This window comes from Luteimonas sp. MC1750 (genome assembly GCF_016615955.1).
In the GTDB taxonomy this organism is placed as follows: Bacteria; Pseudomonadota; Gammaproteobacteria; order Xanthomonadales; family Xanthomonadaceae; genus Luteimonas.
Genome location: NZ_CP067113.1, coordinates 1,857,416 through 1,868,621, shown reverse-complemented (window position 1 = coordinate 1,868,621; position 11,206 = coordinate 1,857,416). Strand labels below are relative to the sequence as shown.

Below are 11,206 nucleotides of genomic sequence, written 5' to 3'. Positions count from 1 at the left end.
CGTCACGCAAGGTGGCGGCGGAACCAGGCGATGCTGCGTTCCCACGCCAACTTCGCCGGGGCCTCGTCGTAGCGCGGGGTCGAGTCGTTGTGGAAGCCGTGCTGGGTGCCGGGATAGACGTGTGCCTCGTAGTCCGTGCCGGCGGCCTTCAGCGCCGCCTCGTAGGCCGGCCAGGTCGCGTTGACGTTGTCGTCGGTCTCGGCGAAGTGGATCAGCAGCGGCGCCTTGATGCGCGGCACGTCCTCCGGCCTGGCCTGGCGGCCGTAGAAGGGCACGGCCGCGGCCAGCTCGGGGTAGGCCACCGCCGCCGCGTGCGACACCCCGCCCCCGTAGCAGAAGCCGGTGATGCCGACGCGGTGGGTCGTGCGCGGATCGGCGAGCAGGAACTCGATGGCGGCGAAGAAGTCGTTCATGAGCTTTTCCGGATCGACGCCGCGCTGCAGCTCGCGGCCGCGCTCGTCGTTGCCGGGATAGCCGCCGACCGAGCTCAGGCCGTCGGGCGCCAGCGCCGCGAAGCCCGCCTTGGCCACGCGCCGCGCGACGTCCTCGATATAGGGATTGAGGCCGCGGTTCTCGTGCACCACCACGACGCCGGGCACCGGGCCCTGGGCGGCGACCGGCAGGACCAGGTAGCCGCGCACCTCGCCGTGGCCGCGCGGCGAGGGATAGCTGATGTACTCCGCGCGGATCTCCGGGTCGGTGAATTGCACCTGCTGGGCGAGCGCGTAGTTCGGGCTCAGCGCGGCCAGGATGCCGACGGCCGTCATGCCGCCGACCGCCAGCAGGCTGGCGCGGTCGAGGAACTGGCGGCGGGTGATCCGCCCGTGCACGTAGCCGTCGTAGAGCTCGAGCAGCTCGGGGGAGAAATCCTTCGCGGTCAGGCGGGGCATGCGGGACTCCTGGGTGCGGTGGTCATGCCCACGATAGCGCAGGACTGGCGGACGCTTGATCCGCATCAAGGACGCGGGCGGGACGCGCCGCCGACCATGGCGACGCCGGGCATGCCGGCGCCATGACCCGGAGATCCCCATGCAGTTCGACATCAACGGCCGGCCGGACGCCGCCACCCTCGCCGCGGCGCTGCGCCCGCTGGACCCCGCGGCCCAGGTCGCGCTCGACGCCGACAGCGGCCGGCTCGACATCGTCACCCGCGCGGGCACCGCGGAGGTGACCGAGGCGCTGCGCCGGGCCGGCTTTGGCGTCACCCCGGTCGTGCAGGAACTGCATGTCAGCGGTGGCAGCACCTGCTGCGGCGGCTGCAGCTGAGGACGCGCCTGCTTCAGCGGGGCTGACCACGGCGCGGGAGTGGCTCACGCTGGCGGCGCAGCCGCTCACGCCGGCGGGACGGTGCGGTTGCCATCATCGCCGCAGTCCATCAGGAGCCGGGTCATGTCCGACAACCCGCTGACCGGAGAGGTCTCCAACAGCAAGCTCGCCGCGGTGTTCGACAGCGCCGCGGCGGCGCGTGACGCAGCTTCCGCGCTGCTGTCCGAGGCCGGCCTGCAGCCCCAGCAGGTCAAAGTGATCTCGCCCGACGAGCCCGATGCCAACATCAAGCTCGAGCCGGAGGGCAAGGGCATCTGGCGCACCATCCTGGTGGCGCACGTGAAGCTGGGCATCCTTGGCGCAATCCTGGGCGCGATCGCGTTCGGCATCATGATGTGGGCCGGGCTGCCGTTCGTGACCCGCTCGCCGGTGGCCGCGGGCCTGGCCACGATCTTCTTCGCCACCATTGGCGGACTGCTCCTCGGCGGCCTGGTGTCGATCCGTCCCGACCACGACCGCTATGTGCACGCCACGCACGAGGCGATGGAAGCGCGCCGCACGACGGTCGTCGTGCATGCGCTGTCGCGCGACGAGCAGCAGCGCGCGAAGGATCTCCTGGCGGGCCGCGGCGGCGAGGTCACGGCAACGCTCTGAGGCTCAGCGCGGCGTGGGAATCCCGGGACGTCCATCCGCGAAGGCATCGGCCAGGTAGTCGATCATCACCCGCACCTTGGCCGGTGGGCGGCGGTCGGGCGGGTAGAGCACGTGGATGCCGCCGAGCGCCACGGTCGGCCGATCCAGCTCCAGCGCCACCAGTTCGCCGCGCGCGAGCGCCGCGTCGACGATGAAACCGGGCTGGTAGATGATCCCCTGGCCGCGCACCGCCGCGGCCAGCAGCGCGTCGCCGTTGTTCGCCAGCAGGTTGCCGCTGGCAGGCACGCGGATGTCGCCATCGATGCCGAAGGCCCAGGTTCCGCGGCCCTGCGTGGCCGACAGGGTGTAGCCCAGGCAGTTGTGCTGCACCAGTTCCGCCACCCGGCGGGGCACGCCGCGGGTATCGAGGTAGTGCGGCGAGGCGCAGACGCGCATCGGGCTGTCACCCAGCCGGCGCGCCTGCAGGGGGCTGTCGGCCAGGCGCCCGATCCGCACCCCCAGGTCCCAGCCGCCCGCGAGGAGGTCGAGCTCGGCGTCGCTCAGCCCCAGCTCCACCGTGACCTCCGGAAAGCGGTGGCAGAACTCCGGGATGAGCGGCGCCACGAAGGCCTGGCCGAATGACAGCGGCACGTTCATGCGCAGCAGGCCGCTGGCCTTGACCCGCTGGGAGGCGGTGGCGGCTTCCGCCTCGTCGATGTCGGGCAGGATCCGCAGGCAGGCCTCGAGATAGTCGCTGCCGGCCTCGGTCAGCGCGAGCCGCCGGGTGCTGCGATGGAGCAGCTTCACGCCGAGGCGGGCCTCCAGGGCATTCACATGCTTGGTGGCCATGGCCGGCGACATGCCGAGGTGCCGGGCCGCGGCCGACAGGCTGCCATCGGTGGCCGCGCGGACGAAGACGCGCATGCTGGTGATCCGGTCCATGCCGCCAATCTAACACTAAGAGTGCGAACTGTTGGCCAGGATTGGCCGATTCCAATCAGAATCGGTAAGGCCGACACTGGTCGCCATGAATATGACCACCGCAAACTCCACAGCCTCCGCCACGGATTCCACCGCCCCGGGCCCCGCCCGGATGCCCGTCTTCTTCGTCCCGCACGGCGCCGGGCCCTGCTTCTTCATGGACTGGAATCCGGCCGACACCTGGGACCGGATGGCCGGCTTCCTCAAGGGCGTTGCCGCCACCCTGCCGGAGCCACCGCGCGCGATCGCGCTGGTGTCCGGGCACTGGCTGGAGCCGGCCTTCGCCGCCACCGGCCAGGCGCGCCCCGGCCTCATCTACGACTACAGCGGTTTCCCGGCGCACACCTACGAGCTGTCCTACCCGGCGCCCGGCGAACCGTCGCTTGCGGCGCGGATCGCCGGGTTGCTGGGGGAGGCCGGGCAGCCTGCGGGCGTTGATCCCTCGCGCGGCTTCGACCATGGCGTCTTCATCCCGCTGAAGCTGATGTTCCCGAAGGCCGACGTGCCGGTGGTGCAGCTCTCGCTGCGCGGCGACCTGGATGTCGCCGCGCACATTGCCGCCGGCCGTGCCCTCGCCGGACTGCGCGATGAAGGCGTGCTGATCGTCGGCAGCGGCATGAGCTTCCACAACATGCGCGGCTACGGTGATCCGCGCTATACCCCGGTGTCGGCGCGCTTCGATGCGTGGCTGACCGCGGCGGTGGAGAGTGACGCGCCGCTGCGCGAGTCGTTGCTGCGCGACTGGGCCGCTGCGCCCGACGCCCGCGCCTGCCATCCGCCGGGCGGCGAGGAGCACCTGCTTCCGCTGCTCGTCGCCGCCGGCGCAGGCGCGGGTTCGCCGGGCCGCAAGGTCTATTCCGAGGAGGTCATGAAGACCACCTTGTCCGCATTCCGTTTCGGCTGAACCACGCCGGACCCCAACAGGAGATTCCCCATGAAGATCGATCTTTCCGGCAAGCGCGCGATCGTCACCGGCTCCACCGGTGGCATCGGCCTGGCCATCGCCACCGGACTGGCGCAGGCCGGCGCCACGGTCACCGTCGTGGGCCGCAGCCAGGCGCGCGTGGATGCCGCGCTGGCGACGCTGCGCGAGGCCGCCGGCGGCACCGACGCCACCGGCGTGGTCGCCGACCTCGGCACCGCGGACGGCTGTGGCGCCCTCGTCGCCGCGCGTCCGGACGCGGACATCCTGGTCAACAACCTCGGCATCTATGGCGCACGCGGGTTCTTCGACATCGACGACGCGCTGTGGGACGAGTACTGGCAGGTCAACGTGATGAGCGGCGTGCGCCTGGCCAGGCATTACGCGTCGGGCATGCGCGAGCGCGGATGGGGCCGGATCCAGTTCGTGTCCAGCGAATCGGCGCTCAACATCCCGACCGGGATGGTGCACTACGGCGTCAGCAAGGCGGCCCTGCAGGGCCTCTCGCGCGGCCTGGCCAAGGCGCTGGCTGGTACCGGCGTCACGGTCAACACCATCCTGCCGGGCCCCACCCGCACCGACGGTGCGGTGGACATGATGGCCGGGCTTGCCGCCGAGCGCGGCGTGTCGCCGTCGGAGATGGAGGCCCTGTTCCTGGCCGAGAACCGGCCCTCGAACCTGCTCGGGCGCTTCGCCACCCCCGAAGAGGTCGCCAACCTCAGCGTCTACGCCGCATCATCGCAGGCCAGCGCCACCACCGGCTCCGCGTTGCGCGTCGATGGCGGCACCGTGGAAACCATCGCCTGAGGAGTCGATCGCATGAAGACCCGCAAACTGGGCCGCAGCGGCCCCGACGTCGCACCGCTGGTGCTGGGTGGCAACGTCTTCGGCTGGACCGCCGACGAGGCGACGTCGTTCGCGCTGCTCGATCGTTTCGTCGAGCGCGGCTTCAACGCCATCGACACCGCCGACGTCTACTCCGCCTGGGCCCCCGGCCTGTCAGGCGGCGAGTCCGAGACCGTGATCGGGCGCTGGCTGGCGGCGCGCGGCCGCCGCGACCGGGTCGTGCTGATGACCAAGGTCGGGAAGTGGGCGCCGCGCACCGGCCTGTCGGCGGCCAATATCGAGGCCGCGGTGGAGGATTCGCTGCGTCGCCTACGCACCGACCATCTCGACGTCTACTTCGCGCACGCGGATGACGCCAGCGTGCCGCTGCAGGAAACCCTCGCCGCGTTTTCCAGGCTGGTGGACGCGGGCAAGGTGCGCACGGTGGGCGCGTCGAACTACGACGCGCCGCGGCTGCGCGAGGCGCTCGCGGTGTCGGAAGACCAGGGGCTGGCGCGCTACGAGGTGCTGCAGCCGGGCTACAACCTGTACGACCGCGCGGGCTACGAGTCGGCGCTGGCCGCGGTGGCCGACGCGCACGCGCTGGGCGTGGTGAGCTATTTCTCGCTGGCGAGCGGCTTCCTGACCGGCAAGTACCGCCGCGTGGAGGACCTGGCGGGCAGTGCCCGCGCGGGATTCCTCGGCGGCTACTTCGACGCGCGCGGGCTGGCCCTGCTGGACGCGCTGCGCGGTGTCGCCGACGCCGTCTCGGCAACCCCGGCGCAGGTCGCGCTCGCCTGGCTCATGGCGCAGCCGCGCGTGACGCCGATCGCCAGCGCCACCCGCCTGGACCAGCTCGAGGACATCATGGCCGCGGCCGACCTGGTGCTGCCGGCGTCCGCGCACGAGGCACTCGACGCCGCGAGCCGTCCTGCCTCATGAGCCGCGGGGTCGACGATCGTCGGCTGCCGATGCATCCTCCAGCCACGACGTCCGCCGACCGCCAGGGAGCCTTCGATGAGCCGTGACACCAGGGAACGCTATGGAACCGTCTCCCGTTTCTTCCACTGGACGGTGGCCCTGCTGGTCATCTGGCAGGCGCTGAAGCTCTTCGACCGCATCGACGACGGCGAACACTGGGTCGGCCAGACGCTGGTGCCCTGGCACATCTCCATCGGCGTGCTGGTGCTGCTGCTGGTGGTTCCACGCATCGTCTGGGCGCTGCGCAACCAGGGGAACCGCCCGCCCGCGCCGCCGCCGCGCGCGCTGGGCCTGCTGGCGAAGGCCGGACACGTGGCGCTGTACGTGGCGCTGCTGCTGATGCCCCTGACCGGCCTCGCGATCATGCTCGGCAATGGCTACGGGCTGACCGTGTTCGGCATGGAGCTGGTGGCCAAGGGCGCGGAAATTCCGTGGCTGGCGAACGTCGGCGGCGCGCTGCACTCGCCCCTGGCGTGGCTGCTGGTCGCCATGGTGCTCGGGCACGCCGGCATGGCCCTGGTGCACCATTTCATCAGGAAGGATGGCGTGCTGCGGCGCATGCTCTGACCCGCATGCCCTGACGGGACGCCCGGGCCGGGAAGCTGTCGCGGCGGCGGAAGCCTGTCAAACTCCGGCTTCCGCCGCCAATGCCATCGCAATGCACACCATCGAACTGCAGCGCAAGGTCTTCCTCTTCCTGTTGCTGGCGGTGACGCTGGCGTTCGGCTGGATCCTGCTGCCGTTCTACGGCGCGGTGTTCTGGGCGGTGATCCTGGCGCTGCTGTTCGCGCCGCTGCACCGCTGGCTGCTGCAGCGGATGCCGGGGCGGCGCAACCTGGCGGCGCTGGCGGCCCTGGGCGTCTGCCTGGTGATCGCGATCCTGCCGGTCAGCCTGATCGCGGTGTCGCTGGTGCAGGAGGCGACGTCGATCTTCCAGCGCGCGCGCGAAGGCGACATCGGGTTCGCGCACTACTTCCAGCAGGTCATGCGCGTGCTGCCCGACTGGGCGAGCAACCTGCTGGATCGCCTGGGCCTGGGTACCGTCGCCGAGCTGCAGGACAAGCTGGCCGACGGTGCCGCCAGCCTCAGCCAGTTCGTCGCGACCCAGGCGCTCAACCTGGGCCAGGGCACGGTGCAGTTCTTCATCGCCTTCGCGATGATGCTCTACCTGCTGTTCTTCCTGTTCCGCGACGGCGCGATGCTGGCCGCGCGCATCCACCGCGCGATCCCGCTCAACGAGGCGCACAAGCGCGCCCTGATCGGCAAGTTCACCACCGTCATCCGCGCCACGGTCAAGGGCAACATCGTCGTGGCCCTGGTGCAGGGCGCGCTCGGTGGCCTGATCTTCTGGATCCTCGGCGTGCAGGGCGTGGTGCTGTGGTCGGTGGTGATGGCCTTCCTGTCGCTGCTGCCGGCGCTGGGCACTTTCCTGGTCTGGGGCCCGGTGGCGATCTATTTCCTCGCGACCGGCTCGGTCGTGCAGGGCCTGGTGCTGATCGGCTACGGCGTGTTCGTGATCGGGCTGGTCGACAACATCCTGCGCCCCATCCTGGTCGGCAAGGACACGCGCATGCCGGACTACGTGGTGCTGGTGTCCACGCTGGGCGGCATGGCGCTGTTCGGGCTCAACGGCTTCGTGATCGGCCCGCTGATCGCCGCGTTGTTCATTTCGGCCTGGGACCTGTTCACGGCGCCGGCGGACGCCGTCGAAGCGGCCAGCGACGCCAGCGCAGGCCCGGAGGTTCCCGCCGCCGGCGCCGCTGTCGTGGTGCACACGGCGCCCGAAGGCACCGCCTGAGTCAGGACGCCGTGGCGGAGTCGAAGATCGGCTCGAAGCCGGCCCACATCATGCGCCGGCCGTCGAAGGGCATCTCCGGCATGTCCTGCATCGCCGGGTCGTCCTGCATGGCCTGTTCGGCCTGGTCGCAGGTGGCGCGGTCGGGCCAGGCGATCCAGCTGAACGCCGGGACCTCGCCGTCGACGGCCTTGGTCGCGCGAAAGAAATCGGTGCGCTTGCCGCGTGGGACGTCCTCGCCCCAGGCCTCGACCACGCCGAGCGCGCCGCGCTGGCCGAAGATCTCCCAGCCCGTGTGCGTCATGGCGGTATAGGCCTCCTTGTTCGCGTCGGGCACCGCCAGGACGAAGCCCTGGTAGTAGGCCGAGCCCATCGGCTCGCCCGCTTCAAGAACCGGCGAGAAGCCGCCGTAGATCATGCGGCTGCCGTCGAAGGGCATGGCGGGCAGTGCGGCCATGGCCTCGTCGGTCTCCATCTTCTGCCACGCGGCATCGCAGGTGTCCCGGTCGGGCCAGGCGATCCAGGAGAACACCACCGTCTCGTCGTCGCCGGCCTCGACCGAGCGGTGGAAGTCGGTGGTGTGGCCGTGCGGGACGTTGACGCCCCAGGTCTCGACCATGCGGGTGGCGCCGTGCGCCGCGAACACCGGCCACGCCGCCGCGGCGTGGTCGATGTACTCCTGCTTGCGGGCCGTGGGAACGGCGGCGACCAGACCGGTGTAGTAGGACATGCGGAACCTCCAGCAGGCGATCGGCGGCCGGCGGGATGCCGTTCCGCGAGGCCAGACAGTAGTCCCCGGGATGTTTTACTGGCGTTATCCGTCGCCATCCCGCCGGGCCCGGAACGCAGACGCCCGCGCCGGACGGGCCGGCGCGGGCGTCTGGCGGTTCCGCGGTGGCCTCAGCCGACGCTGATGCTGCCCTTCATGAGCGCCGCGTGGCCGGGGAAGCTGCAGAAGAACTGGTAGGGGCCGCCGTCCTTGAGCTTGGACACGTCGAAGGTCACCGACGTGCTTTCGCCGCCGCCGATCATCTCGGTCGCGGCGACCACGCGGTCGTCGCCGGCCTTGACGTAACCGGCCGAGGCGCCCGCGCTGATGCCGTCGGCAGCCACGCTGGCCATGTTCGACGCCGCGGTGACCACCACGTTGTGGCCCATCGCGGCCTCGGGCAGGCGGCCGACGTGGGTCAGGTTGATGGTGAACTCGCTGCAGCTCGACGGCACGGTGATCGACGACACGTTGAACTTCATCATGTCGTTGCCTTCGATCGCGACGCTGCAGCCGGTGACCACGGCTTCGCCACCCGCTGCCGCCCCTGCGGAGGTTGCGGCGTCCGTTCCGGCGCCAGCGGTTCCGCCCGCGGCGGTCGGGTCCGTCGCGGCCGGGGCGGTGCCGGTCGCGGGGGTCGTCGTGCCGTCGACGGGCGCGCCGTCGACCGGCGCGGTGTCGACCGGCGCGGTGTCCGCGGGCGTGGCCGGCGCCGGCGCGGGGGCCGCGGTATCGACGGGCTGCTGCGACTCGCCGCCGCAGGCGGACAGGGCGAGCGCGCAGGCGGCGGCGATCAGGGATGCATGGAATTTCATGAAGTCCTCGTGGGGGTTGGAAAACAGGGGGATGATGGCCCGCCGCATGCTGACACGCATGTGAAGGGCGCGTGGGCGACGCGCTTACATTCCGGGCGCAGGAGGCGCAGGCGGCCCGACCGTGCGGCCCTGCGCGTCCACCACCAGGCGGACGCGCCGGCCCTGGTGGTAGAAGCTGGCGCGGTAGAGGCCGGCGTCCTCGCCGGTCCCGCGCTCGCACAGGACGCTGACCTTGCCCGCGGCCATGAGCGCGCGGAAGTCCTCCACGTCGAGCCCGAGCCCGCTGGCCACGAGAGCGCCGTCGACTTCGATGTCGTCGGGGCCTGCGCGGTCGGCGAGTTCGAGCGGGATGGGCTGGCCCATGGCGTCCTCCATTGCGTTGGCACCTGCATACGGTCGCCGGTCGTGGCGGACGCGGCATTGACCTGGATCAGGCCGGCGCCGGACGCCCTATCATGGCCGGCTGCCGCATTCCGGATCCGCCCATGCCCCTCCCGTCCTTCCTGCGCCGACCCAGCCTGGTGACCCAGATCGTCATCGGCCTGCTGGCCGGCATTGTCCTGGCCCTGGTCTCGCCCGCCGCGGGCGCCGCGGTCGGACTGCTCGGCACGATGTTCGTCTCGGCGCTGAAGGCGGTGGCCCCGGTGCTGGTCCTGGTGCTGGTCGCGGCCTCGATCGCCAACCATCGCCAGGGCCAGGACACGCGCATGCGGCCGATCCTCGCGCTGTACCTGGTCGGGACGGTGATGGCCTCGCTGGTGGGGGTGGCGGCGAGCTTCATGTTCCCGACCACGCTCGCGCTGACGATCCCGGCCGAGACCGCGCTGAGCGCGCCCGGCGGCATCGGCGAGGTGCTGCGCACCCTCGTGCTGCAGGTGTTCGACAATCCGCTCAACGCGCTGGTGAAGGCGAACTACATCGGCTTGCTGGCCTGGGGCATCGCCCTGGGCCTGGCGCTGCGGCAGGCGGGCGAGGGAACGCGCCAGGTGCTGTCCGACCTGTCGGAGGCGATCACGCGCGTGGTCCGGCTGGTGATCCGGCTGGCACCGCTGGGCGTGTTCGGCATCGTGGCGTCGATCCTGGCCGAGACCGGCCTGTCGGCGCTGTGGGACTACGCGCACCTGTTGGCGGTGCTGCTCGGCGCGATGCTGTTCGTCGCGCTGGTCGGCAATCCGCTGATCGTGTTCGCGGTGACCCGGCGCAATCCCTATCCGCTGGTACTGCGCTGCCTGCGCGAGAGCGGTATCACCGCGTTCTTCACCCGGTCCTCGGCGGCCAACATCCCGGTCAACATGGAGCTCTGCGGCAAGCTGGGACTGCACAGGGAGACCTGTTCGGTCGCGGTGCCGCTTGGTGCCACGGTCAACATGGCGGGCGCGGCGATCACGATTTCGGTGCTGTCGCTGGCGGCGGTGCACACCCTGGGCATTCCGGTCGACCTGCCCACCGCGCTGCTTCTCAGCGTGGTCGCGGCGATCGGCGCCTGCGGCGCGTCGGGCGTGCCGGGCGGGTCGCTGCTGCTGATCCCGCTGGCCTGCGGGCTGTTCGGGATCAGCGACGACATCGCCATGCAGGTGGTGGCGATCGGCTTCATCGTCGGGGTGGTGCAGGATTCGGCGGAAACCGCGCTCAACTCGTCGACCGACGTGGTCTTCATCGCCGCGGCCTGCGGCGTGACGTCGGGACGTGATGTCGAACAGGAGGTGGACGCGGGAGCCGGGGGCGCGGCGCGCGCGCGTGGCCCGGCAGGCGTCGAGCCGACGTCCTGAGGGGCCGGTCGACCGGGGCGGTCGCCAGCGTGGAGACGGCGCGCCAGGCGCGCCGTCTCCCCGGGGATCAGCCCTTGGCGCCGCCCTTGGCGCCGCCCTTGGCGGCCTTGGGTGCAACCTTGGTGGCCTTGCGCGTGGTGCTGCGGGAGGTGTACGGGCGCAGCGGCGTGTTGCCGAGCACCTCGATGCGGCCGCCCGACTTCTTGAACGCGGCCACGTCGGCGGCGATGCGCTGGCTGGTGAGATGCGCGGCGCTGGCGGCGGCGGAGCTGCTCCGGCGCAGCGGCGCGGAGGCGCGCGGCCGTGCGGCGGCCGGGGCGGCGGCGGTGGCGGGGGTGGCGGTTTTCTTGGTGCTGCTGCGGGACATCTCGACTCCTGTCGTGGGTGGCCGCGTCGCGCGCACGCGGCGGCGGGCGGCCCTGCGGAGGGCGGGCACGGGCAGTGGGGACG

General features: G+C 71.4%; 14 protein-coding genes and 1 pseudogene. 8 read left to right on the top strand and 7 right to left on the bottom strand.

The features are described 5' to 3' along the window. Positions 1-2: 2 nt before the first annotated feature. Positions 3-890 carry a YghX family hydrolase gene (gene yghX / locus JGR68_RS08695; RefSeq protein ID WP_199361836.1) on the bottom strand — a complete coding sequence of 296 codons (888 nt, stop codon included), beginning with the start codon at positions 888-890 and terminating at the stop codon, positions 3-5. Between the two features lie 139 nt (positions 891-1,029). On the opposite strand from yghX, the gene JGR68_RS08690 reads away from it, so the two are divergent. Both JGR68_RS08690 and JGR68_RS08685 read left to right on the top strand, forming a co-directional pair. Continuing rightward, the gene (locus JGR68_RS08690) at positions 1,030-1,266 is read left to right on the top strand and encodes a hypothetical protein (RefSeq protein ID WP_199361837.1); all 237 of its coding nucleotides are present in this window, start codon (positions 1,030-1,032) and stop codon (positions 1,264-1,266) included. Between the two features lie 123 nt (positions 1,267-1,389). After that, positions 1,390-1,920, top strand: a complete 531-nt coding sequence (locus tag JGR68_RS08685) for a hypothetical protein (protein WP_199361838.1) — start codon at positions 1,390-1,392, stop codon at positions 1,918-1,920. 3 nt (positions 1,921-1,923) lie between these two features. Here the strand turns inward: JGR68_RS08685 and JGR68_RS08680 are convergent, their stop codons facing one another. Continuing rightward, positions 1,924-2,823, bottom strand: coding sequence for a LysR family transcriptional regulator (locus tag JGR68_RS08680; RefSeq protein WP_199392315.1), 900 nt, complete (start codon positions 2,821-2,823; stop codon positions 1,924-1,926). A 169-nt stretch (positions 2,824-2,992) separates the two neighbouring features. Here JGR68_RS08680 and JGR68_RS08675 point away from each other — a divergent pair, with 169 nt between their 5' ends. The 5 genes from JGR68_RS08675 to JGR68_RS08655 all read left to right on the top strand — a co-directional run bounded on the left by JGR68_RS08675 (position 2,993) and on the right by JGR68_RS08655 (position 7,406). Next, positions 2,993-3,784, top strand: a complete 792-nt coding sequence (locus tag JGR68_RS08675; protein ID WP_234446472.1) for a class III extradiol ring-cleavage dioxygenase — start codon at positions 2,993-2,995, stop codon at positions 3,782-3,784. A 30-nt stretch (positions 3,785-3,814) separates the two neighbouring features. Next, positions 3,815-4,609 (top strand): SDR family oxidoreductase, encoded by a 795-nt coding sequence (locus JGR68_RS08670; RefSeq protein WP_199361840.1) that lies wholly within the window; start codon positions 3,815-3,817, stop codon positions 4,607-4,609. Positions 4,610-4,621: 12 nt separating this feature from the next. Continuing rightward, positions 4,622-5,569, top strand: coding sequence for an aldo/keto reductase (locus JGR68_RS08665; RefSeq protein ID WP_199361841.1), 948 nt, complete (start codon positions 4,622-4,624; stop codon positions 5,567-5,569). 75 nt (positions 5,570-5,644) lie between these two features. Next, entirely contained in the window at positions 5,645-6,175 is a 531-nt protein-coding gene (locus tag JGR68_RS08660) for a cytochrome b (RefSeq protein WP_199361842.1), read from the top strand. Between the two features lie 91 nt (positions 6,176-6,266). Next, positions 6,267-7,406 (top strand): AI-2E family transporter, encoded by a 1,140-nt coding sequence (locus JGR68_RS08655; protein WP_199361843.1) that lies wholly within the window; start codon positions 6,267-6,269, stop codon positions 7,404-7,406. Position 7,407: 1 nt separating this feature from the next. Here the strand turns inward: JGR68_RS08655 and JGR68_RS08650 are convergent, their stop codons facing one another. From JGR68_RS08650 to JGR68_RS08635, 4 genes and pseudogenes are all read right to left on the bottom strand, one after another. After that, positions 7,408-7,776: a DUF1428 domain-containing protein gene (locus tag JGR68_RS08650; protein ID WP_199362242.1), complete on the bottom strand. Its 369-nt coding sequence runs from the start codon at positions 7,774-7,776 to the stop codon at positions 7,408-7,410. 12 nt (positions 7,777-7,788) lie between these two features. Next, positions 7,789-8,133 (bottom strand): annotated as a pseudogene (locus tag JGR68_RS08645) (DUF1428 domain-containing protein); the annotation flags it as partial. Positions 8,134-8,303: 170 nt separating this feature from the next. Next, entirely contained in the window at positions 8,304-8,987 is a 684-nt protein-coding gene (gene azu / locus JGR68_RS08640) for an azurin (RefSeq protein ID WP_199361844.1), read from the bottom strand. An 84-nt stretch (positions 8,988-9,071) separates the two neighbouring features. Beyond that, entirely contained in the window at positions 9,072-9,350 is a 279-nt protein-coding gene (locus JGR68_RS08635; protein WP_199361845.1) for a DUF6522 family protein, read from the bottom strand. Between the two features lie 122 nt (positions 9,351-9,472). On the opposite strand from JGR68_RS08635, the gene sstT reads away from it, so the two are divergent. Continuing rightward, a complete protein-coding gene (gene sstT / locus JGR68_RS08630) occupies positions 9,473-10,756 on the top strand; it encodes a serine/threonine transporter SstT (RefSeq protein ID WP_199361846.1) in 1,284 nt (427 codons plus the stop codon). A gap of 67 nt (positions 10,757-10,823) precedes the next feature. Here the strand turns inward: sstT and JGR68_RS14025 are convergent, their stop codons facing one another. Then, positions 10,824-11,039: a hypothetical protein gene (locus JGR68_RS14025; RefSeq protein ID WP_343225122.1), complete on the bottom strand. Its 216-nt coding sequence runs from the start codon at positions 11,037-11,039 to the stop codon at positions 10,824-10,826. Between the last annotated feature and the right edge of the window lie 167 nt (positions 11,040-11,206).

Coding starts and splice junctions, on each gene's coding strand:
- JGR68_RS08670 (WP_199361840.1), top strand. CDS start 3,815: ATGAAGATCGATCTTTCCGGCAAGCGCGCGATCGTCACCGGCTCCACC.
- JGR68_RS08665 (WP_199361841.1), top strand. CDS start 4,622: ATGAAGACCCGCAAACTGGGCCGCAGCGGCCCCGACGTCGCACCGCTG.
- JGR68_RS08660 (WP_199361842.1), top strand. CDS start 5,645: ATGAGCCGTGACACCAGGGAACGCTATGGAACCGTCTCCCGTTTCTTC.
- JGR68_RS08680 (WP_199392315.1), bottom strand. CDS start 2,823: ATGCGCGTCTTCGTCCGCGCGGCCACCGATGGCAGCCTGTCGGCCGCG.
- JGR68_RS08655 (WP_199361843.1), top strand. CDS start 6,267: ATGCACACCATCGAACTGCAGCGCAAGGTCTTCCTCTTCCTGTTGCTG.
- azu (WP_199361844.1), bottom strand. CDS start 8,987: ATGAAATTCCATGCATCCCTGATCGCCGCCGCCTGCGCGCTCGCCCTG.
- sstT (WP_199361846.1), top strand. CDS start 9,473: ATGCCCCTCCCGTCCTTCCTGCGCCGACCCAGCCTGGTGACCCAGATC.
- JGR68_RS08635 (WP_199361845.1), bottom strand. CDS start 9,350: ATGGGCCAGCCCATCCCGCTCGAACTCGCCGACCGCGCAGGCCCCGAC.
- yghX (WP_199361836.1), bottom strand. CDS start 890: ATGCCCCGCCTGACCGCGAAGGATTTCTCCCCCGAGCTGCTCGAGCTC.
- JGR68_RS08685 (WP_199361838.1), top strand. CDS start 1,390: ATGTCCGACAACCCGCTGACCGGAGAGGTCTCCAACAGCAAGCTCGCC.
- JGR68_RS08650 (WP_199362242.1), bottom strand. CDS start 7,776: ATGGGCTCGGCCTACTACCAGGGCTTCGTCCTGGCGGTGCCCGACGCG.
- JGR68_RS08675 (WP_234446472.1), top strand. CDS start 2,993: ATGCCCGTCTTCTTCGTCCCGCACGGCGCCGGGCCCTGCTTCTTCATG.
- JGR68_RS08690 (WP_199361837.1), top strand. CDS start 1,030: ATGCAGTTCGACATCAACGGCCGGCCGGACGCCGCCACCCTCGCCGCG.